A 24,022-nucleotide genomic window follows, 5' to 3' on the forward strand; every position below is an offset into this window, starting at 1 on the left:
CGGGGTTTTATCCACCAAAAAAGAGGCGACCTCAGACCTGCATTAACAGGATGAACAGTTTAATGCATCATTAAACCGCTAGACCCCATTTTCATTCATTGCGGTGTCTGACAGGACATGGGGTTTCGTATACATTGTGGCTATTTTACCTGATATTTTAATTCAATACTCCATTTAACTGTTGACTTCTATCAAAAATAGGCGAAATGATGCCAGAAACAAAGCTCGATCATAGATGATAAACGGATACGAAAAACCACACTCTTTGCGAAAACAGCCTAATCAAAAGAATGAATCATTTTGTTTTTCCGATGCTTTTCTCTACCATTATCTAATTTATTGTGAATTTTTCCGATGCATATTTTTAGCTATTCGATTAGTTCTTTTTTATACAGAGAAATGTTTACGCCCCCATTCCTTGCGAAAACGTTTGAAGAAAAAATTTGATCATGTCCGTAATCTTTAACTTTAATTAACCATCAGTGCTGGTTGAAGGTAAACCCACTGGTGGTTTTTGGTTTATTCAGTTAGAATCCAGACAGTTGAATTGAATGGAATGATTGTTTATGAAAGAATTTGGAAGAAAATGATTGATTTAAGAAAACGCTATCAATATACTAGAGGTTAGAAGTACTTCTACAGGAGGTCAACATGTTAACAGAAGAACGCCATCAAACTATTCTTAATGCCTTAAAAGAATGTGGAACAATTAAAATTCAAGATCTGGTTGAACTTACAAATGCCTCGGAATCAACGATCAGGCGAGACCTATCTCAGCTAGAACAAGAGAGGTTTTTAAAAAGAGTTCATGGAGGCGCCTCCAAATTACAAGTGAAGCTTAAAGAAATGACTGTTTCTGAAAGGTCGACTAAAAACGTTCATGAAAAACGAATGATTGCTCAATATGCTGCAAACTTGGTTGAAGAAAATGATTGTTTATTTATAGACGCTGGATCAACCACGATTGAAATGATTCCCTTTTTAACACAGCCCGGAATTGTAGTCGTTACAAATGGATTAGAGCAAATGAAAGGCTTAAGAGAAAATGGAATTAAAACGTATATTGTTGGTGGGGAAGTGAAGCCTACTACCGGTGCAATTGTTGGAAGTATTGCGATGGACTCCTTGCGAAATTATCGGTTTGATAAAGCGTTTTTAGGAACAAATGGGATTCATCAAGAGTTTGGATTTACAACTCCTGATCCTGAAGAAGCTAGAATTAAACGACAGTCGATATCCCTCTCGAGAGAAGCGTATATCCTCGCCGATGAAAGCAAGTTTGGTGAGATTGCCTTTGCGAAAATCTCTGAACTTGAAGAAGCAACGATTGTTACAAACGAAGGTATCGACGAACAATATGCAATGATTTTTAAAGAAACAACAGTAAAGGTTGTGCAGAAATGATTTATACCATCACGTTAAACCCATCACTGGATTATATGATGACGATTGAAGATTTTGAGATTGGCTCGTTAAATCGTGCAAATGATACCGACTTCTACCCTGGTGGAAAAGGAATTATGGTTTCAAGAATGCTACGAGTCCTGGAAGAAGCATCAACTGCGACAGGATTTCTCGGGGGATTTACAGGAGACTTTATTGCAAAGAAGCTGGAAAAAGAAGAAATCAACACCAGCTTCTTCAAGGTAAATGACGCGAGCAGAATCAATGTCAAAGTCAGCGGGAAAGAGGAGACAGAGCTGAATGCCCCAGGACCTCCAATTTCTCAAACTCAGATTGATGAGTTAATGAGCTTAATCAAAAATTTAACAAGCGAAGATGCACTAGTATTAGCAGGTAGTGTCCCGAGTTCAATTCCTTCTAATTTCTATGAAGAGATTGCCAAAATTTGTTTTGAGAAGGACATTAGGTTTGTTGTCGATGCTGAGAAACATCTTTTGCTACCAACGTTAAAGCATAAGCCTTATTTGATTAAGCCGAATCATCATGAGCTAGGTGAAATCTTTGATACTACCATTTCGACACATGAAGATGCTTTGTACTACGGAAAGAAATTACTAGAAATGGGACCGCAACACATTATCATTTCTATGGGTGGAAATGGGGCTGTGTTTTTATCTGAAGCCCTTCAGCTCATAGGTGAAGTTCCCCGTGGTGAGATCATAAGCACTATTGGTTCAGGAGACTCAACTGTGGCAGGTTTTTTGGCGGCTATTACAAAGGGCCGAAGCTTGTTTGAAGCCTTTGGATTAGGACTAGCTTCTGGAACTGCATCTGCATTCACATCAGGACTCGCATCAAATGAAGAAATAGTAAAAATGATTCCATATATAAAGATAGAAAGCATCCATCAGGAGGGATAAAAATGGAGATTACAGATTTAATAAAATTGGCTCTTCGCTATTTAGTGTTGACAAGACAATTTTCTAGGGTTCAATTGATGCTACCATTTTAGCTTAATGTCAGGATTCTACATATTGATTAAAACAAGCGAAAAACCAAACCGGACAAGGGAATGAGTTCAATTGCTCGCTCAGCATTCACCACCTGTTAAAAGAATAATTGATTGAGTTCCGAAACCTACATAGTTGTTTGAACTAAATACTAAATAGCGAAGAAGCATAAAATTGGACACAATCATATTAGACTTACATTCTTCTAGTAAGCCAGACGTAATTGATGAATTAATTGCTTCACTAGCAAAAGGTGACTATGTTTCCAATGTGACCAAATTTAAAGAGGCAATTTTAGCACGAGAAGCACAAAGTACTACAGGAATTGGGGAAGGAATCGCTATTCCACATGCAAAAACTAGTGCGGTTAACACCCAAACAATTGTCTTTGGTAAATCAATTGATGGTGTAGATTATGAGTCGCTCGATGGTCAACCTGCACATGTATTCTTTATGACTGCAGCGACAGAAGGAGGAGAAATCTAGGTAATTGAAAATAATTATGATGGCTATTTACTACTAATCGGATCATACACCTTCTAGGGTGCGTCATCAGCTTAAGATGATATTGTGATATAGAGAGTGTTTCTATTGGGTTGTTCCTAATTCGGAATTCAAGAAAGAAAAGAATGGAGTGAAACCTCATGGTCAGGAAAATCCATGCTCTATCACGAAGGTATCGTATTGAGAATAGGTAAATGATCCTTTTTATTTAAATTGTTGGATAAAATGTGTGTGATTAGTCCTATTTGGAGTTATAATTATATAGGAGTGAAAAGGATTCGTATATATTTAGGTAATACTATAAGCTAAGAAAAGGTATTGATTTTGGATACTGGAGGCATCGTGATGACTATACTTGGAAAAAAAATTTCACCAGAAGGCTGTGCCTTGTTGTTTGATCAATCGGAGGATCTTGTGTTTATCATGGAGAAAACGAAATCCACCTATCGCTATTTTTTTGCAAATGAAAAAGCGAATAAATTATTTGGTGTTTCGTTACAAGGTAAAATATTTTCGGATGTTTTACCTGAAGATATCACAGGAGATATTCAAAGGAAATACGATCAAGTTTTTACAAGTCAAATACCATTGACCTATGTAGATATTAACTTATTTTCTCCCAATCATTATGCTGCAGAAACCACTTTGTCTCCTATCGTATCAGATAAAGATTCTAGCTATATTTTGGCAATTACCAAAAACGTACAACATAAACAAGTTTTAGAGGAAAATGTTTTGTTTATGAATTCCTATTTAACCCATTCAGTAGAACCTACCTTATTGGTAGACTTATCTGGTAATATTCTGAGAGCAAATGTAGCATTTGCGGAAGTATTTGGATATCAGGAGTCTTTAGTGGTGGGGAAAAATATTGAAGATCTAGATTTACATAAATCATATGATCTAGATAAAGAAACTCGTGTAGGTTTAATGAAGAAGATTCAACAAGGAAACGGATTAAGTGGTATCATTTCCGAAAAAAAAATAAAAAATGGTCGGTTCTCAACATTTTCGATTAGTTATTCCCCAATAAAAGATGATCTAGGTCATGTTACAGCTTTATCGATTGTTTATAAAGATATTAGTGTATTATTGAAAATGTCAAAAGAACTCATACAAAGTAAAGAGTTTTACAAAAATTTGTTCTCGCTGAATCCTCACCCAGTCTTCGAATTAAATCTGAGAGGGGATATCACAAAAGCAAATTCAGCTGCACAAGAGGTATTTGGATATTCTATTCAAGACTTAAAAGGAAAATCATTTGCTGACTTGTTATCTCCTGTCTATAAAGTTGAAAATGTTCAGAAAAAATTCAAAGAGGTAAAAGAGCAAGGTATTGTGGATACGACCTTGAAAATTGTCAATCATAAATTAGAAACGTTAATTTGTGAAGTAACATTCATACGGGTCATAGTCGAGAGCGAATTAAAAGGGATTTTTGGCATTGTTAAAGATATAACAAAAGAGACCGTTGCTGAAATGAAATTACAAAAAACGCTCAAAGATCTTGAAAATTTAAAGCAAGCATTAGATTCGTCAGCAATTGTCGCATATACGGACCCTCAAGGATTAATCACCTATGCTAATGAAAAGTTTAGTGAGATAGCCCAATTTGACCGAGTTGATCTAATTGGAAAGCCGTTTAAACTCGTTAATTCTAATTATCACTCTGAAAAATATTTTCAACATCTATGGGGCACTATTTCAGCTGGTCAGACGTGGCGAGGGGAGTTTCGTAATAAGTCCAAAAATGGGCGAATATACTGGGTGGACTCAACGATTGTCCCATTAATGGATGAAAATGAAAAAATTAGCCAATACATTTCAATACAAACAGATATTACTGATAAGAAAATCTATCAAGCTGAGCTTCAACGAAGGGAAGAAATGTATCGGTTGATAACCGAAAACTCACATGATTTGATCATGGTGACAAATCGAAAGGGAAAAATCACCTACGCTTCTCCCTCACATATACAGTTACTAGACTACCCTATCGAAGATTTAATCGGTCAAAATCATTCAATACTGATTTCTTCTGATTTTGTGACAAGTTGGAATGATTATGTCAATCAAGCCTTTATTGATGAAGTAGGTCAAAGTTTTGAAAGCTTGTTCTTGTCTGCTACTCAACAGGAGTATTGGGTAGAGACCAAAACAAATCCTATCTACGAACAAAATGGTGAGATTGAAAATATGGTTTTTGTTTCGACAGAGATTACTGATCGAAAAAAATTGGAACAAAATTTAAAATATATGGCTTATCATGACAGTTTAACGGATCTGCCGAACAGAAGTTATTTAAAAAACACATTTCCTGCTATTTTAAGAGAAGCTAAACAGTTACAGAAGAGTATTGTTTTGTTTTATATCGATGGGGACAATTTCAAAGAGATAAATGATCGTCATGGACACGACGTAGGAGATGAGTTTTTACGATTGTTTGGAAAAAGCATTCAAAGTTGTTTGCTTGAAGAAGACTTTGTGGTCCGGCTAGGAGGGGATGAATTTCTAGTCGTTCTCCCGAATCTAGCACATAAAAAAGATATAATTCAAATTATCATCCGTATTCAAAAGCGACTAAAAAAGGGATTCAGCATTGGAAACGAACGATTTACACCTACATCAAGCATTGGAATCAGTCGTTTTCCATTTGATGGAAATGAACTTGATCTATTAATGACAGTGGCGGATAAGGCGTTATACTACGCCAAATCTAGGGGGAAAAACACTTATCATTTTGCCACTGAATAAAAAGACTTTGGGAATAGGCAGATCCTCTCAAGCTTCTTTGCTTTCACATCTATAATTAATAAAATATTAGGCTATCCTACCTTTTGAGTAATATCATTATCCTATCTCCCAAATATTATTTAAAGGTTTTTTCATATATGTTTTGGTTTTTTATTTTTGATTGAACCCTTCATTTCACAGTTGATTTCCATCAAAAATAGACGCAATGACGACTGGAAATAAAGCTACATCACCATAAATAGACTGGTTCGAAAAGCACAAAACTTTATGGAAACAGCCTAAATAAATACCATAAGCAAAGAATAGTAAATGAGAGAATCCACTACACAGACAATTTATCTTCTGAGTGAATGGGGGAATATCCGCATTATGTAAAAAAGTTCTCTTCAAGAGATTTGATGAGAACTTTTTTAGTTCTTGTGAAAGTAAGGATCCATTTCGATTTTTTGAGGATTTTGGAAATTTATTGGACGTAAATTCTCATTTGTTAGCAGGCACAAATTACGCTTCCATACAAAGGTCTGGAACTTTCAAGTGAACTAGGATTTTCTTGGCGCTGCTGGTCAACACGCCTCGGCTTTTACTGATTCAACTGCACCTGCAAAGGACTCGGGCATTTTTCAGCCCACTATGTGAATCAGGACTCACGTAGTGGGCTGCTAGATGCCAGCTGTTGCTCAACAGCCACTTCTGTTTTTTATTTTACCAAAAGAAGGCTGCGCCTACTGCTATTCCTAAGATGGCACCAAGTGCAAATGGTACTCCGAATCCCCCATATCCAAAGCCTCCGTAATACCCATACCCTAAGCCACGCGGTCCTCCTACTGGTCTTAGCCAAACATGAGAATTGGTAACTCTTGTGATTTGACCCACACGAACTCGTCCATCTCGACCCGTGATTCGTACCACTTTACCGTGATGACGGCAACATAGATGATACATTCTTTGATAAGCCATACATACCCTCCTTATATCGTTAATATACATAAATGTATGTACTACTAACGTATGCAAGTTGTCCAAAGGGGGACTAGACATCTGTCTACCATGCTTCAAGAAGTTTAAAAGAAGGGGAGTATACTATCTTCAAGAAACGCTCTTACGATGAAGGAGTGATAGGTATTGTCAGTGATAAATACACGTCCTTGGATCCAACGGTTCATCTCTAGATGCAAGAGTGAACCTCAGAAAGAAAAATTACTAATCCAAAGTAAAGAGATCTGTCAACCAGTGCTCAATTATTTTAACTATTCTTCTCCAGAAGAGCTTCACTATCATCTTCTTCAACACGGTTTATTTAATCCAGAAGATGTTTCTAAGTTACGCTCCTCGTTTGATTTCTTACAAAAAAACAATGTTTGGGAGATTATTCAATCTGAATATACTCAGCTTCAAAGCTATTGGAATGGTCCAAATGTGCCAATTTTTATTTTCCCAATAAATGAAAGGCAAGAAAATCTATCGGAAAAGACGACAAAAAACGGTATCGCTTTTAAAAAGTCACTTTTTTTATTTTTATCAAAACAAGTAAACATTCAAGAAGTAAAAGCCCTACTTGCTCATGAATATCATCATGTCTGCCGGTTAGAACTATTTAAGAAAGAACTTGATTTATTGTCTATAAAAGATGTCATCGTTTTGGAGGGGCTAGCTGAGTATGCCGTTAAAGATATATATGGAGAAGAGTGGAATGCACCCTGGACCAACCGATATTCAAAGGAAGAAATGCTGTCTGTTTGGAAGAAACAATTTGTAGGCGTATTAGATCAGAATAGTGAAGAACAGAAAAGGCTCTATTTGTATGGTGAACCTAATACTGATATACCAAGATGGATTGGCTATTCGATAGGCTTTCATATTGTTAATTCATTTGCTGAAACAAATGGTCCGTATTCGAATAGTGAATTATATTCCAAATCTTCTGGAGAAATCGTCTCTGGATCGGTTTTTCCTACTTAGTTTCAAGTGATTGGAACGGTAGAATTTATTTCAACTTTAAAAAAGCTGTTTTTGCAAAGTTTGTTGGTTTCGTATCCGTTTATTATCGATGATATAACTTTGTTTCGAGCATTATTTCATCTGTTTTTGATGGAAATCAATAGTGAAATGGAGAGTTTATTCAACAATCAAATCAAACAGCCACAATGTATACGAAATGAGCCTAAAATAAATGTACTTTAGTGACTTTCCTAGGGCATTCATATGCAAAGAGGGACTAGTGGATTTGATTGAGTACGTGGCAAAAGTATTAAACAAATTTGATGGAAGAAAAGGTCTATTTAGTACATGTGAAAATTCTATACCCGAGAAATTCTTGTGTTTCTTGAACGAGTAATGCATGCTCATCCCACACATCATATAACTTATCGTCAATGTTTTCAGATGGAATCATATCAATTAGATCAGTTGGTATTAATCCAGAAGGTGTAGATAACTTTCGGATATTTTTAAATCCTGCCAATTGTAATTGTTGTCTCCACTCTTCTTCCATTAACACTTCGTTGATACCATATAATTGCGATATTTTTTGTTTTATGGAGGGGGGAATCACTTTTTCTGCGGTCATCTCTAAAATTATCAAAGTAGAATCGGTTTTTAAAACGCGGTATAACTCATGAATTGAAGCGGAGAAATCTGTGAAAGAAAGGGTCGATTCAGCTAAGGCAAAATCGAAGGTCTCTGAGCAAAAAGAAAGTTCTTGAACATTTTCTTCTAACACTTTGACCTTTTGTTTCAAGGGTTTTACTCGTTTTTTTGCTTTCTCAACCATGAGTGGATGCAAGTCTATCGCCGTAACATTGCAACCAAATTCCTCATGAAGATAGGTAGCCGTTTGACCAGTTCCACATCCAACATCGAGTACGCAAAATGAATCGAGAATCTTTATATTACTTAAAATGGATTTTGTTAATTCAAATCCACCGGGATGAGCCCCGCCAATGCCGAAGTAGGCCAACACATCTAAGTAGTTGTTTTTCATATATGTCTCTCCAGTTCTCTAGAATTTAGTATTAGCATATGTAAGGAGAGATAAATAGTTCTGTACAAAAAAATGAGGCGATGATACACCTCCTCATTTTATCTACTATCGTTTTTTATCATAGGCTCTTTTCGTATACATTGTGGCTATTTCATCTGATTTTTGACTAAATCCTCCATTTCATTGTTGATTTCTATCAAAAACAGACGGATCTAGCTGCAGTGGCTTGCGGCTCCGGGTCAAATGAATAACCCTACAGCGATGCAGGCATCACCTCCAAGTTCTTCATTTGCCTGACGCCGCAGGGCAGCCACTTCCGCATTTTGTAAATGATACCCGAAACAAAGCTATATCACAGATGATTAACTGATACGAAATGCCACAATCTTTGCGGAAACAGCCTTATCATAAGTGCATTTGCATCAATAATTCATCGATATACCCTCCAGAAATGGTATCTTTCATAGAGTGTTTTTCTAGTCCAAAGACCTCAAATCCAAGAGTATGATACAAGGAAATAGCTTTAATATTTGTAGATACAACCGTTAATTTTATATGAGATAGGTTCGTTGATTTTGCATAAGCAATTAATTGATTCATTAATTCTCTTGAGATCTTCGCACCTCGAAATTCGGGTGTAACATAGACAGCCACAACTTCGCCTTTATGCTTGAGCTTTTGATTTTTTGATAATAACAGAGTAGCGACTCCGACAAGTGCATCATTTTGAATAGCACCAAAAGTTATGCTAGTAGGTGAATTAAGTCGATTTTTGGTTTGGTCAATAGGATTATCTTTTTGAAGTGCTTCCTCTAATGTGGAAGCAAAGGCATCTGGTGAAATCTTTAACGCTTCTAACCGTAACTGCAAATAATCGGATGCATCTTTTTCATCTAATTGACGATAGTTCATATCTATTCCCCCTCTTGAAAATCATAGAGGTAAAATATGGTTTAATCAAGCGGAAGTTTCAATGAAACTTGGAAAATTGTATTCTTCAAAAGAAAAAAATAAGGGAATGGTTTGGCAATAAATTGGGTTGAAATATGAAAAGCGATTTTGATTTTTTCTCCAAAGTTAGGACAAGGAGTTTCAGAGGGCAAGCAATAAGTCTCTCCTGCTTAATCGCTATCTAAAAACAGCATGAAATCCAGTAAAATACAGTGAATAATCAATTTTTACATGTTCTTTATCCCCTTCTAACGTTAGGCTCACTTCGTACAAATTGTGGCTATTTCATCTAATATTTGTCAGTATTCTAAGTTTCATTGTCGAATTTCATCAAAAGTAGTCGAAAAAATAGGCTGAAACAAAGATTTATTTTAGGGTTTAGACTGGTACGAAATGGACTTTAATTTGCGAGAGCATTCTTAATATAGGGAAATTGTATGTAAAGGACGAGAATTACCGTGGAAAATTAAGTGAATACCCAAAAAATGAAAGAGGTGAATAAATTGCTTGAAAAATTAAACACTTACTCATTTATCCTTTCATTACTTTGTCTAGCGATGTTTTTCTTCCTTAGCTTTCCGAGTATGTTCCATTATTCTGAAAAAACATTGAATTTTCATCCCCTCTACCTCATTTTGGGACTTATTTTCTTTTCCTTTTTTTTAGGATTACTAGGATTCGCTGGTGTCAAAGACGGAAAATCACTCGTAAGAAGTATAACAACCATGATTATTTCGATTGTGTTAGCTTCGTTTCTGGTATGGGTAATCGGAATCGGTCATTTTATTAGTTGAAGGCTCTTTTCGTATAGATTATGGCTATTTCATCATATTTTTGATTAAATCTTTCACTTCACTCTTGAATTCCATCAAAAATAGACGGATCTAGCTGCCGTCCCTGGGCAGCCACTTCCGCATTTCGTAAATGATGCCCGAAACTATACTAAATCATAGATAATAGACTGATACGAAAAGCAACAAACTTTGCGAAACAGCCTAGTTGAAAGAGAGAAGGGGTTTGAATAAATTTACCGCTAAATGTGATTTTAAAAGGATTCATTTAGTGTTTGTCGAATACAGTAAATTGAGGTGAAAATATATGGATTTACAAGTATTTAATGACCCCATTTTATTCAAGACCGAAGTGTTCCCATTTTTGCTACAAAAAGAAGCGGAAAATAATTTATCAATAGGATTGATCAACCAAATGGTCGAATTAAATCGGCACAGAAATGCCGTTTTGGCTACCATTTATGATGAGGATCAGCTGATTGGTGTATACATCATGACACCACCTCATCCATTAATTTCTATTTGTGAAAAGGACTTTGAAGAGAAAGCTCACAAGCGTTTTATTACATATGCCAGACAAGAGAATATCGACATTTCTGGTGTTGTAGCAGAAAAAAACAACGCCAATAAATTTGCTGATTTATGGAGTCGTCGAACCGGAGAGCGAGCAATAACAAAAATGAGGCAGAGAATTTATTTTCTGGATAGTGTGGTTGATATTCCTGTATCAGAAGGGGAGTATCTAAAAGCGGTGTCTAAAGATGGTGATTTAGTTGCTAAATGGATTCTCCAATTTATTGATGATACGGGAGTAAGCCCACTTACAGAGGATGAGGCAAAACAACGAGCAATTGAAATGATTGATAACGAAGAATCCGTTTATTTTTGGCAAGTGAACGGTGCACCGGTTTCCATGGCAAGAAGGGCCAGGCATACGGAAAATGGGTGTAGTGTTAATCTTGTGTTCACTCCAGTAGAGTACAGAAAAAGGGGGTATGGGAGTTCAGTAGTCAAAACCCTTTCTTTACAACTACTTGAGCAATACGATTTTTGTACATTGTATACGGACCTTGATTATCCAACCTCAAATAAAATTTATCAAAATATTGGTTATATACCAATAGCCGATTCAATTCATTTAGAGTTTGAATCAGAGGTTGTTCAGCCATGATGATTCATGCATTGGCGAGTGGAACACCGAAAAATATTTCTAACGGTGAGCATATATATACATCAGGAATCGGTAAAGACAGGGTTGAAAAATTAACGGTTGAAATAGATCAGATAAAGGGAGATTGCGTTGAAAACCTTGCATTTCATGGCGGAGTAGATAGAGTGATCTGTGTATATCCATTCGAACATTATGCGTTTTGGGAGGAAGTACTTGGTTCAAAGTTGCGATTACCAGCATTCGGGGAAAATATGACTGTTTCAGGTATGACTGAACGAGAAATTTATATAGGCGACATCTTTCAGATTGGAACCAGTATAGTGCAAGTTTCACAAGGACGTATTCCTTGTTCGACCATATCAAAATTTAATCAGCAGCCCTCACTATTAAATGAAATTATTCGAGAAGGATACACGGGTTATTTTTTTCGTGTGATTCAAAAAGGCATCATTGATATTTATTCATCCATAACTCTATTAGAGCGGGACGAACAATCTTTATCCTTGCTAAGAGCGAATCAGCTATTTTTTCACGAAAAAGAAAATTTGAACGAACTAAAAAAATTATCGAATCTATCTGGTTTAGCAACGGACTGGAAAGAAAAAGTACGGAGAAAAATGAAAAAATAAGTAAAATCATATTTGTTTATCTTGACAAGACGAGCTGAAAGGGAATATGATAAGAGCAACTAAAGACGGAAATATTGGCGAAGATGAAGAGTAGTACCTTTTTTGAAAGCTTCAGAGAGCTGGTGGTCGGTGCGAACCAGTGTGGACAGAAAAGCGAATGGACTTCGGAGCCCCAAACCGAAATGTGTAGAGTAGGATTTGGCGAAATGTCTCATCGTTACAAGAGACAAGTATTAAAAGCAGTTTGCTTTGATACTAATGAGATGATCGATGTTGAATTGATCTAAACAAAGGTGGCACCACGGGTTCCTCGTCCTTTAGGATGAGGGCCTTTTTGTGTTTTTTAAAACGTAAGTACGTATAGCTTGTCGTCAAAAAAGAACACCATCTGAATTTCTTAACTAAATATATTAAATCGTTGAACAAGAGGAGTACATTCAATCGAAGCGTTACAGAGAGCTAAGCAGTGGTGAGAGCTTAGTACGATAGATTGAATCGAATGGACTTGTGAGAGACTTTTTGAACCAAAAGTAGGAAAGTCCGGTTTCCCCCGTTAACAGGATAGGATATAGGATAGCAGATCCCGTATCTGAACAAGAGGGAGTGATTTTCACTCCAATAAGAGGTGGCACCGCGGTCTATTCGTCCTCCATTTACACACTATTTTTGTGTAAGTGGGGGACTTTTTTTATTCATTTTTATAGGACTGAAAATAGGCAAATGACAACAATTTCACAAAAAACACCTAGGAGGAAAAAGAATGAAAACCAAATCTGATACAGCATATTTATATCATCTAATAGAATTAGAGGGGGATCTCTACACACCAATCCAAATTTTTCAAATTCTCTCGGGGACTAAAAAATTCATTCTAGAGAGTTCCGCAAAACATAAGGAAAGTGGGAGATATTCCTTTATCGGCCGAAACCCTTTTGGTGAGATAAAAGGAACTGGACCAGATACGATTATTTCTTTTCTGGATTCGACTCAACATAAACAGGGTGGACAACTGACCACATTGTTTGACACCATAAAAACCTTCGAGGATTTGTCCCTACCATTCCCATTCCCTTTTGCAGGAGGCGGGATAGGTTACATCGGCTATGATGTGATAAGGCAAATCGAAAAAATCGGTAAAGTTCCTGAAGATTCCCTCCAGATGCCAGATGTTCACTTTATGCTTTATGACCAGTTAGTCGTCTTTGATCATATTGAAGAAAAACTATCTCTTCTTTCATTGAATTTAGGACATCAATTAAGCCAAGATGAACTTAAAAATAAAAATCAAGAATTAAAAAAAGAAATAGAAGCAGGCGTGTACCAGAGGGAAGAAGATACCTTGGCGAGACAGAATCTCTCATTTAATTCTAATATCGAGAAAGAAAAATTTAAGGAAAACGTTGTGAAAGCAAAAGAGTATATTACGGCGGGGGACATTTTCCAAGTGGTTATTTCACAACGATTGGAGGCAAAGTTCACAGGTAATCCTTTTCTCTATTATCGAAAGCTTCGAAAAGAGAATCCTTCGCCTTATATGTATTTTATAGATTTTTCTGATTATGTTGTGCTCGGTACATCACCAGAAAGTCTAGTTAAGGCCCATGGTGAGGGGTTAACCACCAACCCCATTGCTGGAACACGAAAACGGGGAGCAACCGCAGAGGAAGATGAAAATCTTCAAAAAGAGTTACTTTCTGATGAGAAAGAACTTGCAGAACATAATATGCTCGTTGATCTTTCTCGAAATGATTTGGGAAGAGTATGTAAAACTGGAAGTATCGGCTTAACGAAATATCTACAGGTAGAACGATATAAATTTGTAATGCACCTTGTTTCAGAAGTAAAGGGAATTAGGAGAAAAGCAGTAAATAATGACGAAGTACTGGCTGCCTGCTTGCCGGCTGGTACGGTTTCAGGTGCACCTAAAATTAGGGCTATGCAAATCATTAACGAATTAGAACAGAGCAAAAGGGGCCTTTATTCTGGAGCAGTTGGCTATATTGGCTTCAACGGAGATTTTGATCTTGCTTTGGCAATAAGAACGATGATTGTAAAAGAAGAAAAAGCCTATGTCCAAGCCGGGGCAGGGATTGTTTATGATTCTGATCCTGAAACGGAGTATGAAGAAACGATGAATAAAGCAAAAGCATTATTGGAGGTTAAGCAATGATTCTACTAATTGATAATTATGATTCCTTTACGTATAACTTATTTCAATATTTAAGTGAATTGGGGAAAGATGTTTTGGTGAAGCGAAATGATGAAGTCACAATTGAAGAAGTGAGAGTGATGAATCCCGAAGCTATCATTCTTTCACCTGGACCAGGAATACCTAAGGAAGCTGGAATTTGTGAAGAAGTGGTAAGAGAATTTCATCAGGAAACTCCAATATTGGGTATATGTTTAGGCCACCAAGTTATCGCTGAAGTCTTCGGTGGAAAGGTAGAACAAGCCATCTCCATTCGACATGGTAAAACATCTCTAATTCGCCATAACGGGAAAGGGCTCTTCAGTTACTTGTCATCTCCACTACAAGTAATGCGGTACCATTCCTTATCTGTGAGATCATTCCATAATAGTAGTCCGCTTGAGATAACATCTAGATGCATGGAAGATGGTGAAATCATGAGTCTTAAGCATCGTCTCTATGACGTGTACGGACTTCAGTTTCACCCTGAATCAATTAAAACACCTTCCGGAAAAAAACTGTTGGCCAATTTTCTAACATTGATTAAGAAGGAGGATACGTATGAAGAAATATCTACAATCTCTTAGTTTACAACAGTCCCTCTCGTTCGAAGAAATGGAGAGAGCTTCGGAAAAGCTACTTCAAGATCAAACAGAATTGGTTGAAATCGCTGCCTTTTTAATTGCTCTTCGTACAAAAGGTGAGACTGCTGAAGAAATAGCCGGACTTGTTTCAATTCTGAAAAAAAACGCCAATACGTTTCCTGTTGCTTACGAGGATTTGATTGATATTTGTGGCACAGGTGGAGATGGTGTTGGTAGCTTTAATATTAGTACTGCATCAGCTTTTGTGTTAGCTGGGACAGGAGTACCTGTCGCTAAACACGGCAATCGTAGTGTATCGAGTAAATCAGGGAGTACGGATGTATTAGAAAAACTAGGAATTCCGGCTACGATGTCGATGAAACAGCAAGAAAATCTACTACGCGAATCAAATCTTACCTTTTTGTATGCACCTACCATGCATCCAAGAGTGAAAAATATTATGAGAGTCCGAAAACAATTAAAAGTGCCGACCATTTTCAATGTGATTGGACCACTAACCAACCCTTTAGCGATAAACTACCAATTGATGGGTGTATTTCAGCAAGAATACATGCCAAGAATTGCCGAAGTTTTGGCAAAAACGGAACAAAAGCGTTCGCTACTGGTACATGGTGCAGGGGGAATGGACGAGGCGTCTCTTCTTGGAGAGAACAAGTGCATCCTCATCGAAAAAGGAGAAACAAAATCCTTTACTTTTCAGCCTGAAGATATTGGACTACCTCGCTATACATTAGCCGAAATCCAAGGGGGGAATCCTGAAGAAAATGCGCAAATATTGCTGAATGTTCTTCAGGGAGAAAAGGGGGCGCATCTCGATACGGTGCTACTCAATGCTGGTTTAGCTTTGTTTACTGCTCAAAAAGTAAAGGACATTTCAGCGGGGATTAAGATGGCAAAAGCAAGTGTTCATTCCGGAGAAGCGTTAAAGATATTGAAGAGTGTTCAACAAGTAGCAAAAACAAACCAGCGGGAGGTTTCCATATGAAGACTATTTTAGATACAATCATTGCTAAAAAGAAAGAAGAAGTAGCTAAGTTACAAGAATCGAGTGAATTAAAAATCAACCGATCTGTGAAACGGTCCCTATTCAATCAGCTGAATCATCGGGATCACCTTGCAATTATTGCAGAAATCAAGCGTGCTTCTCCTTCCAAAGGAGATATCCTAGTGGATGTTGACCCCGTGCAACAAGCAATCCTCTACGCAGAGGCAGGTGTTGAAGCAATTTCAGTTTTAACGGATGAATTGTTTTTTAAAGGTAGTATGGAAGATTTACGCGCGGTCCGGATGGCTGTGAATACACCACTTCTTTGTAAGGATTTTTTTATCCACGAATCACAAATTGACATTGCAAAACAAGCAGGTGCTGATATTATATTGTTGATTGTGGCAGCACTCTCACCAAAGCGTTTAAGCGAGCTATTCCACTATTGTCAACAAGAAGGTCTAGAAGTGTTGGTTGAAGTTCATGATGAAGGTGAACTTATGAATGCAATCAAACTAGGTGCTAGCTTGATTGGCATAAATAATAGAAACCTCCATTCTTTTGATGTTGATCTTGCTATAACTGAAAATCTCATGAAAGTCATGAAGAATAGAAATATCAAAATCATTAGTGAAAGTGGTATCAAAGGAAAGTCAGACGCCGAAAGAGTCGCAGCGGCAAATGTAGACGGGATTCTTGTTGGCGAAACATTGATGAGAAGTAAAGATATTAAAGGAACGATTTCTCAACTACAAGCCTCAAAGGAGTTGAAGGAAAGATGAAGGTCAAAATCTGTGGAATTACATCCTTAAAAGATGCTAAATCTGCTCAAACAGCCGGTGCAGATATGATTGGATTTGTTTTTGCAAGGAGTCGACGACAAATTTCATTAGATGAAGCGGCAATGATTGTTACTGAATTGGATTCTTCTATGAAAACAGTTGGAGTTTTTGTGAATGCACCTTATGAAGAGGTCAATCATATAGCTCACACTGCAGGCCTAGATTATGTGCAGTTACATGGGCAAGAAAGTGAAGAGTATCGGAAGAAGGTGAAATTCCCGGTAATAAATGCAGTAAGTGTAAAAGAGGAAGTCGATTTACAGCAGGTGGATGATTCGAATTGTGAGTATCTATTATTTGATGGAGCAAGGGCAGGAAGCGGTCAAGTATTTCAATGGAATCTTCTCCAAACCTTTTCAGGAACAAAAACAAAACTAATCCTCGCAGGCGGATTGTCCCCTGACAATGTGAGTGAAGCAATAAAGAGCGTAAAACCTGATATGGTCGATGTTTCCTCCGGAGTAGAAATGAATGGGAAAAAAGATGCAGCATTGATGAGTGATTTTGTGAAACGAGCACACGCCAGCTTTAGGCAATTAACTATAGAAATGGGGAATAAACATGAAAACCTACACACAACCCGATGATAACGGACATTTTGGCTTTTATGGTGGACGATTTATACCTGAAACATTAATGGAGGCTGTCATTCAACTCGAAAAAGAGTACCATAAAGCTACTAACGATCCTAGCTTTCAAAATGACCTTTCTTATTATTTAACACAATATATTGGAAGAGAAAATCCATTATACTTTGCTGAAAATTTAACCAGAAAAATTGGCGGTGCCAAGATCTATTTGAAACGAGAAGATTTAAATCACACTGGAGCTCACAAAATCAACAATACTATAGGTCAGGCTTTACTTGCAAAGCGTATGGGCAAAAAGAAAATTGTCGCTGAGACGGGTGCAGGTCAACATGGAGTTGCGACCGCAACCGTATGTGCATTGTTCGATTTAGAGTGCGTTGTTTTTATGGGAGAAGAGGATATTAGAAGACAACAATTGAACGTGTTTCGAATGGAATTGCTGGGTGCAAAGGTAGTCTCTGTCAAACAAGGAAAAGGTACGCTAAAAGACGCTGTGAATGAAGCCTTACGCTACTGGGTATCAAACGTAGAGGATACACATTATATTATCGGTTCGGTATTGGGCCCGCACCCATTTCCACAAATCGTTCGTGATTTTCAAAGTGTAATAGGAAAAGAAACGAGAAAGCAAATTCTACTGCAAGAAAAAGGATTACCAGATCTGATTGTCGCTTGTATAGGAGGAGGAAGCAATGCAATGGGTATGTTTTATCCTTTTATAGACGATCAAAATGTAGAACTCGTTGGTGTGGAAGCAGGGGGAGCGGGAATTGAAACAGAAGAACATGCAGCCTCTCTTACGAAGGGGACATTAGGTGTTCTTCACGGAGCAATGATGTATGTGTTACAAGATGAATTTGGTCAAATTGATGAAGCCCACTCCATTTCTGCAGGGCTAGACTATCCAGGTGTGGGCCCAGAGCATAGTTATTTGAAAGATACTGGACGTGTACATTATCATTCAGTGACAGATACAGAAGCAATGGACGCTTTGAAAATGCTCTGCCAAACAGAAGGGATATTACCTGCGTTAGAAAGTGCCCACGCTATCTCATACGCCATAAAAGAGGCGGCAAATCGTTCTGAAGAAGAACTGATTGTCGTATGCTTATCAGGACGAGGAGATAAAGATGTCGAAACGATTCAAAGAAACATTGGAGGTGGCTCTCATGCATGACTTAACTAAGCATTTACAATTGATATTGAAACGAAATGAAAAACTGTTTATTCCCTATATCATGGCTGGAGACGGAGGATTAGATTCACTACAAGAAAAAATTGCTTACCTTGAAAGAGTAGGAGCATCGGCTATTGAAATAGGAGTTCCGTTTTCTGATCCAGTCGCTGACGGTCCGACGATTCAAAATGCCGGCATAAGGGCTCTCCAAAATGGAACCACTCTCACGGGGGTAATCGAAAAACTGAAAGAAATCCAGGATGGTATCTCGGTTCCAATTATACTTATGAGTTATCTAAATCCAATCGTTGTTTATGGAATCGAGCAGTTTTCCAAAGATATCATAGAGGCAGGGGTATCGGGATTGATCGTTCCGGATATGCCCCAAGAAGAAAGTGGACTGTTAGAATCTATCGTAAGAAGTGAAGAAATTTGTTTGATTCAATTAGTTTCTTTGACGTCACCAAATGAGCGGTTGGAAAAGCTAGCCACTCAATCACAAGGGTTTTTATACGCAGTTACCGTGACTGGAATTACAGGTGAGCGTAGAACGTTCACTCCTCGTGTATTTGATTTTTTGGATAGACTAAAGAGCATTAGTCCCGTTCCGGTATTAGCTGGATTTGGAATTTCTTCACGAGAACAAATGGATGAAATGAACGAGAGATGTGATGGTGTGATTGTCGGAAGCAAAATCGTTCAAAGTTTCCATGAGGAAACCCTATCTGAGATTGATCAATTCTCTCCTAGGCAGAAAATGAAATCTTAGATGATGCAGCCTTCTGAATAAATATTGATGTTTCGCTAAACATGATCGATGGATATGAAAAGAGACTGGATTTTGTCAGTCTCTTTTCAATGTAGCAACGGATCGATAGAGAAGGGACTTAGTATAAGCAAGTAAATCGTGAGGAAATGGAGCATTCTATGATTGGATATTCTTCAAATCTGGGCGAGACGAGTTTGAAATTGTTTTGAATGTATGAGTACTTTGAGTATCATGAAATTTCTACATGCAGTTGCTTATTTTAATAACGGCTCTTTTCGTAGACATTGTATCTCGCTAATCTAATTTTAAATCGAATCCTCCAATTTGCTGATAATATCCATTAAAAATAGACGAAAGAATACCCAAGACAAAGCTATATCGCCGTATATAAACAAGTTCGAAAATGGTCTTATGAAAAACTCGATGGCAGCACTCAAGCCACCATTCACTCGAAAAAACCTATATTAATTCCAATAATGGTTACAACTGGTTTATTTGGATAAACGAAATAATTTGAAGAGCCCTATTTATTACGCTTTTTATACATCCGGCCTAAATCACTAATTCGAAAGGATAATCAAAAAAAATTGATTAAAGGGTTGCTTTTTTCTGAACATTCGAGTAATCTATAAATAATCAAGAAAATTTGATATAAGAATAATTCAATTGTCTTTTGTCGAATAGGGAATATCTGAACTTATTCTCTTTCATGAGGAGTAGTTCAAAACTACCTCTAGTCATAAGGGAGAGCTTATCAGCTATAGTGGAGAAGCCTTAGTTTGAATTCTCATGGTTTATGACAAGAATTCTGTTGTATTATCGGATCGAATAATGGGTTTATTTTTTTGTTTAATACATCAAAAAAATTGATTTAAGGAGTGGTTATGGTGTTAAGAACGCATATTGGTCTCAATGTAACAAATTTATCTTCTTCCATAGACTTTTACACAAAAATTTTTAACGGTGCCCCGGTAAAAATAAGAGAGGACTATGCTAAATTTTTACCTGATGATGTTGCATTAAACTTTACGTTAAATCTCCAGGAAAATGTGAAGGGAAATCAAGTTGGACATTTCGGCATCCAGGTCGACATTCTTGAGGAAGTATTAAATCATAAAGACAGGCTAGAAAAACAAGGGTTTTTCACTAGAGAAGAAATTAACATTAATTGCTGTTATGCTCTACAGGACAAATTTTGGGTCACGGATCCTGATGGGAATGAATGGGAGTTTTTCTACACGAAACGAGATAGAGGGATTGAATGAAAGTAGGAAGACTCTTGTATTTGAGTACTAAAAATTAGATATATAAAAAGCGACAGTATCTCCTGATATACTGTCGTTTTTATTGTTCCTACTTTTCTCTAACCGTGATCTTTATTAACCTTGAATACCGCACATAAATTTATTCAATTTTCACTTGCAAATTTTGAATCACGAACGAGAAAAATTTAATAATCTGTATGAGAACATATGGAATTACAGGTTGTTATGTTTACTATTATAGTCAGATTTCTAATTATCTGCTAAAAAATGTATATTATTTTCAAAAAATAACGATGTGTGGACATCTAGATAAATATTTTAGCTATCACTTAAGGCAGGTCCAGAAAAAATTGATTTTTTGGAATAAAAGTGTGAGGTATTTATGTCACGAAATATACACTTAGGGGTATATTGACATAGAGAGAAATCAGATGTAAGATGGGGACATCAATAAAATGTGAATTATTGAACAAAAGAGTTAACTAAAGATCTAAATGTTATAACTACCGGGAGGCGTTACTATGGAAAAGAAAATCGTGATTGTCGGAGGAGTAGCTGGAGGAGCGACTGCTGCAGCGAGAATACGTCGAATAGATGAAAATGCTAAGATTGTGATGTTTGAAAAAGGAGAATACATCTCTTTTGCTAATTGTGGATTACCTTATCACATCGGTGGAGTGATTCCTAAGCGTGAAAGTTTACTAGTTCAAACGGTTGAAGGCATGAACAAAAAATTTAATTTAGATATTCGTAATCTAACAGAAGTAATCAAAATTAATCGTGATCAAAAAACAGTGACCGTACAGAATGTTCAAAATGGATTAGTGTATGAGGAATCATACGATAAATTGATATTATCTCCCGGTGCACGTCCAATTGTCCCATCTTTTGCTGGACTTCCAGAGGCAAAAAATGTATTTACACTCCGTAATGTACCAGATACGGATCGTATCAAAACGTGGGTGGATCAAAAAAAACCAAAAAGAGCAGTTGTAGTAGGTGGGGGATTCATTGGTCTAGAAATGGCTGAAAATCTTCATCACCGCGGATTAGAAGTAACGGTTATCGAACTTGGGTCACAAGTGATGGCACCATTAGATCCAGAAATGGCAGCGATGGTTCATCAGCACTTACGAGACAAAGATGTAAATTTGATTTTAGAAGACGGTGTGAAAGAATTTAAGGAAAACGGCAAAAAAGTCATTTTATGTAGCGGGAAAGAACTAGAAAGTGATATCACCATACTTTCAATTGGTGTTCGCCCTGAGAATGAATTGGCGGAACGAGCAGACCTTGATATCGGAAAACGTGGCGGGATCATAGTGAACGAGCATCTTCAAACAAAAGATCAGGATATTTATGCGATTGGAGATGCGATTGAAGTAAAAGATTATATACTTGGAATACCTACAATGGTGCCACTAGCATGGCCGGCAAATCGCCAAGGGAGGTTAGTGGCAGATCATATTGATGGACGTAAGGCATCCTATAAAGGAACATTAGGAACAGCTGTTGCGAAGGTTTTTGACTTAACCGTTGCCGTAACTGGTAATAATGGAAAGACGCTACAAAACTTAGATGTACCATTCGAAGCCGTGCATGTTCATCCTAATTCAAATGCGAGTTACTATCCAGGTGGTAGTCCTATTTCACTAAAATTGACATTTCACCCAGAATCAGGTCAAATTTATGGTGTGCAAGGGGTCGGCGTTCAAGGAGTCGAAAAGCGAATTGATGTTATTGCCACAGCGATCAAAGGTGGTTTGTCTGTACAGGATCTTCCAGATCTAGAGTTAGCGTATGCACCACCGTATTCATCCGCCAAAGACCCTGTCAATATGTTGGGGTATGTGGCAACGAATATTGTAGACCAAGAAGTACAAGTAGTTCATTATAATCAAATTGATGAAATTGTAGAAAACGGTGGATTCTTAATAGATGTACGTGAACCGATTGAACGGGAGCTCGGCTTTATTCCAGGATCGATAAATCTACCCTTAGGTGAAATTAGGGACAAAGTAGAGAGTTTACCGAAAGATCAACCAATATTTGTGACTTGTCAAGTTGGATTAAGAGGATACTTAGCAACGCGAATTTTACAACAATATGGTTTTACTGTTTTTAACGTAAGCGGCGGATTTAAAACGTATAACATATTCACCAGAGATCAACAAGAGCGTCTAGTGGAAGAAACAACTAATAAAACTTTAGAGATGAATGAGCCAAAAGAGATTATTTCATCTACCCAAGCAATCAAAGCCAAAGTACAACTAAATTGCACCGGTCTCCAATGTCCAGGTCCTATAACAGAAGTATATAAATGCATGAACACCATGAATGAAGGCGAGACATTAGAAATTAAAGTTACGGATCCAGGGTTTACAAGAGATATTATCGAATGGTGTGCGAAAACTGGAAACACCTTCTTACATCAATCCAAAGATGAGAAGACGTTTTCAGTATTCATTCAAAAGGGAATCGCCAACCTAGAAGTCGCTGCAGGTAGAGAAACTTCACTGAGAGAAGAAAAAGGAGCTACACTTGTTGTGTTTGATCAAGACTACGACAAAGCAATTGCTTCTTTCATTATCGCTACCGGTGCTGCGGCGATGGGTAAAAAAGTAACGATGTTCTTCACTTTCTGGGGGTTAAACATCCTTCGTAAAGAAGCCTCAGAAAAACAAGATAAAGAATTTATGGATAAAATATTTGGTGCCATGATGCCATCAGGTCCAAAAAAATTGCCGATATCTAATATGAATTTCGGTGGAGCTGGTGCCAAAATGATTCAAAAAGTAATGAAAAATAAAAACGTAGACAACTTGGAAACATTGATGGCCTCAGCAATCGAACTTGGAGTAGAAATTGTTGCCTGTTCGATGAGTATGGATGTTATGGGGATTCGTCAAGAGGAACTAATCGATGGAATTGAAATCGGCGGCGTTGCCACGTACTTAGGCAAAGCGGAAGATTCAAATATTAACCTCTTCGTGTAAAAATTGCATCACTCAACAGAGCCATTCTTTGTGATTGGCTCTGTTTTTTTTTTTTTTTTTGAATAAAGTTCATTTCTATTCAGTGTAGGTTTTTTAATTAAATTAATGAGTATGCCGTTAGCTCAGAAAGACTCACTGTTTCAGTTGATATAAGATTCTCTTACTGACTTGCAATATCGTTGAACTTTCAATTTCAAACTAGGTTATAGATTTCCGCTCCAGGCACTCGCTTTCCGCGGGGCGGGCGGTGAGCCTCCATGGAAGGTTCCGTTCCAGTAGGTACGGCACCTGGGTCTCACCTGTCCCGCTAATCCCGCAGGACATTGAAAGAGGATCTAGAATTCACATCGCACGAAGGAAATGACACGTCATTTTCGAGGAGTCGAGTGCCTTCCGCTCCAATTTTTTAAG

Annotated in this window: 19 protein-coding genes, 1 pseudogene and 2 other annotated features; of the genes and pseudogenes, 17 read left to right on the top strand and 3 right to left on the bottom strand. The window is 37.4% G+C overall.

What is annotated here, in order from left to right:
* The first annotated feature begins 651 nt into the window (after positions 1 to 651).
* The 4 genes and pseudogenes from U8D43_RS19415 to U8D43_RS19430 all read left to right on the top strand — a co-directional run bounded on the left by U8D43_RS19415 (position 652) and on the right by U8D43_RS19430 (position 5,672).
* Entirely contained in the window at positions 652 to 1,404 is a 753-nt protein-coding gene (locus tag U8D43_RS19415) for a DeoR/GlpR family DNA-binding transcription regulator (protein WP_335872819.1), read from the top strand.
* Positions 1,401 to 2,324, top strand: a complete 924-nt coding sequence (pfkB, locus tag U8D43_RS19420) for a 1-phosphofructokinase (RefSeq protein ID WP_335872820.1) — start codon at positions 1,401 to 1,403, stop codon at positions 2,322 to 2,324. Before U8D43_RS19415 ends, pfkB begins: the two co-directional genes overlap by 4 nt.
* Positions 2,325 to 2,582: 258 nt before the next feature.
* A pseudogene (locus tag U8D43_RS19425) lies at positions 2,583 to 2,888 on the top strand (PTS sugar transporter subunit IIA); the annotation flags it as partial.
* Between the two features lie 375 nt (positions 2,889 to 3,263).
* Positions 3,264 to 5,672: a PAS domain S-box protein gene (locus U8D43_RS19430; RefSeq protein WP_335872821.1), complete on the top strand. Its 2,409-nt coding sequence runs from the start codon at positions 3,264 to 3,266 to the stop codon at positions 5,670 to 5,672.
* Positions 5,673 to 6,374: 702 nt separating this feature from the next.
* Here U8D43_RS19430 and U8D43_RS19435 read toward each other — a convergent pair.
* Positions 6,375 to 6,629 carry a hypothetical protein gene (locus U8D43_RS19435; protein ID WP_335872822.1) on the bottom strand — a complete coding sequence of 85 codons (255 nt, stop codon included), beginning with the start codon at positions 6,627 to 6,629 and terminating at the stop codon, positions 6,375 to 6,377.
* Positions 6,630 to 6,800: 171 nt separating this feature from the next.
* Between U8D43_RS19435 and U8D43_RS19440 the strand changes: the two genes are divergently transcribed.
* Positions 6,801 to 7,631, top strand: a complete 831-nt coding sequence (locus U8D43_RS19440; RefSeq protein WP_335872837.1) for a DUF2268 domain-containing putative Zn-dependent protease — start codon at positions 6,801 to 6,803, stop codon at positions 7,629 to 7,631.
* A gap of 316 nt (positions 7,632 to 7,947) precedes the next feature.
* On the opposite strand, the gene U8D43_RS19445 is transcribed toward U8D43_RS19440, so the two are convergent.
* Both U8D43_RS19445 and U8D43_RS19450 read right to left on the bottom strand, forming a co-directional pair.
* The gene (locus tag U8D43_RS19445; protein WP_335872823.1) at positions 7,948 to 8,652 is read right to left on the bottom strand and encodes a class I SAM-dependent methyltransferase; all 705 of its coding nucleotides are present in this window, start codon (positions 8,650 to 8,652) and stop codon (positions 7,948 to 7,950) included.
* Positions 8,653 to 9,057: 405 nt separating this feature from the next.
* Complete coding sequence (locus U8D43_RS19450) at positions 9,058 to 9,564, bottom strand: GNAT family N-acetyltransferase (RefSeq protein WP_335872824.1); 507 nt, start codon at positions 9,562 to 9,564, stop codon at positions 9,058 to 9,060.
* A 542-nt stretch (positions 9,565 to 10,106) separates the two neighbouring features.
* Between U8D43_RS19450 and U8D43_RS19455 the strand changes: the two genes are divergently transcribed.
* The 12 genes from U8D43_RS19455 (at position 10,107) to U8D43_RS19510 (ending at position 23,611) form a co-directional block, all read left to right on the top strand.
* Positions 10,107 to 10,397, top strand: a complete 291-nt coding sequence (locus U8D43_RS19455; RefSeq protein WP_335872825.1) for a hypothetical protein — start codon at positions 10,107 to 10,109, stop codon at positions 10,395 to 10,397.
* A 304-nt stretch (positions 10,398 to 10,701) separates the two neighbouring features.
* Positions 10,702 to 11,565, top strand: a complete 864-nt coding sequence (locus U8D43_RS19460; protein ID WP_335872826.1) for a GNAT family N-acetyltransferase — start codon at positions 10,702 to 10,704, stop codon at positions 11,563 to 11,565.
* On the top strand, positions 11,562 to 12,194 hold the full coding sequence (locus U8D43_RS19465) for an MOSC domain-containing protein (RefSeq protein ID WP_335872827.1): 633 nt from the start codon (positions 11,562 to 11,564) through the stop codon (positions 12,192 to 12,194). Before U8D43_RS19460 ends, U8D43_RS19465 begins: the two co-directional genes overlap by 4 nt.
* 71 nt (positions 12,195 to 12,265) lie before the next feature.
* Positions 12,266 to 12,515, top strand: a binding site (T-box leader).
* A gap of 88 nt (positions 12,516 to 12,603) precedes the next feature.
* Positions 12,604 to 12,847 (top strand) — a binding site (T-box leader).
* Between the two features lie 107 nt (positions 12,848 to 12,954).
* Positions 12,955 to 14,364, top strand: coding sequence for an anthranilate synthase component I (gene trpE / locus U8D43_RS19470; RefSeq protein WP_335872828.1), 1,410 nt, complete (start codon positions 12,955 to 12,957; stop codon positions 14,362 to 14,364).
* Positions 14,361 to 14,969 carry an anthranilate synthase component II gene (locus U8D43_RS19475; RefSeq protein WP_335872829.1) on the top strand — a complete coding sequence of 203 codons (609 nt, stop codon included), beginning with the start codon at positions 14,361 to 14,363 and terminating at the stop codon, positions 14,967 to 14,969. Before trpE ends, U8D43_RS19475 begins: the two co-directional genes overlap by 4 nt.
* The gene (trpD, locus tag U8D43_RS19480) at positions 14,944 to 15,972 is read left to right on the top strand and encodes an anthranilate phosphoribosyltransferase (protein ID WP_335872830.1); all 1,029 of its coding nucleotides are present in this window, start codon (positions 14,944 to 14,946) and stop codon (positions 15,970 to 15,972) included. Before U8D43_RS19475 ends, trpD begins: the two co-directional genes overlap by 26 nt.
* Positions 15,969 to 16,754 (top strand): indole-3-glycerol phosphate synthase TrpC, encoded by a 786-nt coding sequence (gene trpC / locus U8D43_RS19485; RefSeq protein ID WP_335872831.1) that lies wholly within the window; start codon positions 15,969 to 15,971, stop codon positions 16,752 to 16,754. The genes trpD and trpC overlap by 4 nt, the downstream gene beginning before the upstream one ends.
* Positions 16,751 to 17,401, top strand: a complete 651-nt coding sequence (locus tag U8D43_RS19490) for a phosphoribosylanthranilate isomerase (RefSeq protein ID WP_335872832.1) — start codon at positions 16,751 to 16,753, stop codon at positions 17,399 to 17,401. The genes trpC and U8D43_RS19490 overlap by 4 nt, the downstream gene beginning before the upstream one ends.
* Entirely contained in the window at positions 17,376 to 18,581 is a 1,206-nt protein-coding gene (gene trpB / locus U8D43_RS19495) for a tryptophan synthase subunit beta (RefSeq protein WP_335872833.1), read from the top strand. Before U8D43_RS19490 ends, trpB begins: the two co-directional genes overlap by 26 nt.
* Positions 18,574 to 19,350 carry a tryptophan synthase subunit alpha gene (trpA, locus tag U8D43_RS19500; protein WP_335872834.1) on the top strand — a complete coding sequence of 259 codons (777 nt, stop codon included), beginning with the start codon at positions 18,574 to 18,576 and terminating at the stop codon, positions 19,348 to 19,350. The genes trpB and trpA overlap by 8 nt, the downstream gene beginning before the upstream one ends.
* A gap of 887 nt (positions 19,351 to 20,237) precedes the next feature.
* The gene (locus tag U8D43_RS19505) at positions 20,238 to 20,615 is read left to right on the top strand and encodes an ArsI/CadI family heavy metal resistance metalloenzyme (protein WP_335872835.1); all 378 of its coding nucleotides are present in this window, start codon (positions 20,238 to 20,240) and stop codon (positions 20,613 to 20,615) included.
* A gap of 521 nt (positions 20,616 to 21,136) precedes the next feature.
* Positions 21,137 to 23,611 carry a CoA-disulfide reductase gene (locus U8D43_RS19510; protein WP_335872836.1) on the top strand — a complete coding sequence of 825 codons (2,475 nt, stop codon included), beginning with the start codon at positions 21,137 to 21,139 and terminating at the stop codon, positions 23,609 to 23,611.
* The last annotated feature ends 411 nt before the right edge of the window (positions 23,612 to 24,022 follow it).

The organism is Bacillus sp. 2205SS5-2 (assembly GCF_037024155.1).
Lineage (GTDB): Bacteria > Bacillota > Bacilli > Bacillales > Bacillaceae_K > Bacillus_CI.

What these genes read in the sequence shown, in the direction of transcription:
- U8D43_RS19415 (WP_335872819.1), top strand. Translation starts at nt 652, where the DNA reads ATGTTAACAGAAGAACGCCATCAAACTATTCTTAATGCCTTAAAAGAA.
- pfkB (WP_335872820.1), top strand. Translation starts at nt 1,401, where the DNA reads ATGATTTATACCATCACGTTAAACCCATCACTGGATTATATGATGACG.
- U8D43_RS19430 (WP_335872821.1), top strand. Translation starts at nt 3,264, where the DNA reads ATGACTATACTTGGAAAAAAAATTTCACCAGAAGGCTGTGCCTTGTTG.
- U8D43_RS19435 (WP_335872822.1), bottom strand. Translation starts at nt 6,629, where the DNA reads ATGGCTTATCAAAGAATGTATCATCTATGTTGCCGTCATCACGGTAAA.
- U8D43_RS19445 (WP_335872823.1), bottom strand. Translation starts at nt 8,652, where the DNA reads ATGAAAAACAACTACTTAGATGTGTTGGCCTACTTCGGCATTGGCGGG.
- U8D43_RS19450 (WP_335872824.1), bottom strand. Translation starts at nt 9,564, where the DNA reads ATGAACTATCGTCAATTAGATGAAAAAGATGCATCCGATTATTTGCAG.
- U8D43_RS19460 (WP_335872826.1), top strand. Translation starts at nt 10,702, where the DNA reads ATGGATTTACAAGTATTTAATGACCCCATTTTATTCAAGACCGAAGTG.
- U8D43_RS19465 (WP_335872827.1), top strand. Translation starts at nt 11,562, where the DNA reads ATGATGATTCATGCATTGGCGAGTGGAACACCGAAAAATATTTCTAAC.
- trpE (WP_335872828.1), top strand. Translation starts at nt 12,955, where the DNA reads ATGAAAACCAAATCTGATACAGCATATTTATATCATCTAATAGAATTA.
- U8D43_RS19475 (WP_335872829.1), top strand. Translation starts at nt 14,361, where the DNA reads ATGATTCTACTAATTGATAATTATGATTCCTTTACGTATAACTTATTT.
- trpD (WP_335872830.1), top strand. Translation starts at nt 14,944, where the DNA reads ATGAAGAAATATCTACAATCTCTTAGTTTACAACAGTCCCTCTCGTTC.
- trpC (WP_335872831.1), top strand. Translation starts at nt 15,969, where the DNA reads ATGAAGACTATTTTAGATACAATCATTGCTAAAAAGAAAGAAGAAGTA.
- U8D43_RS19490 (WP_335872832.1), top strand. Translation starts at nt 16,751, where the DNA reads ATGAAGGTCAAAATCTGTGGAATTACATCCTTAAAAGATGCTAAATCT.
- trpB (WP_335872833.1), top strand. Translation starts at nt 17,376, where the DNA reads ATGAAAACCTACACACAACCCGATGATAACGGACATTTTGGCTTTTAT.
- trpA (WP_335872834.1), top strand. Translation starts at nt 18,574, where the DNA reads ATGCATGACTTAACTAAGCATTTACAATTGATATTGAAACGAAATGAA.
- U8D43_RS19510 (WP_335872836.1), top strand. Translation starts at nt 21,137, where the DNA reads ATGGAAAAGAAAATCGTGATTGTCGGAGGAGTAGCTGGAGGAGCGACT.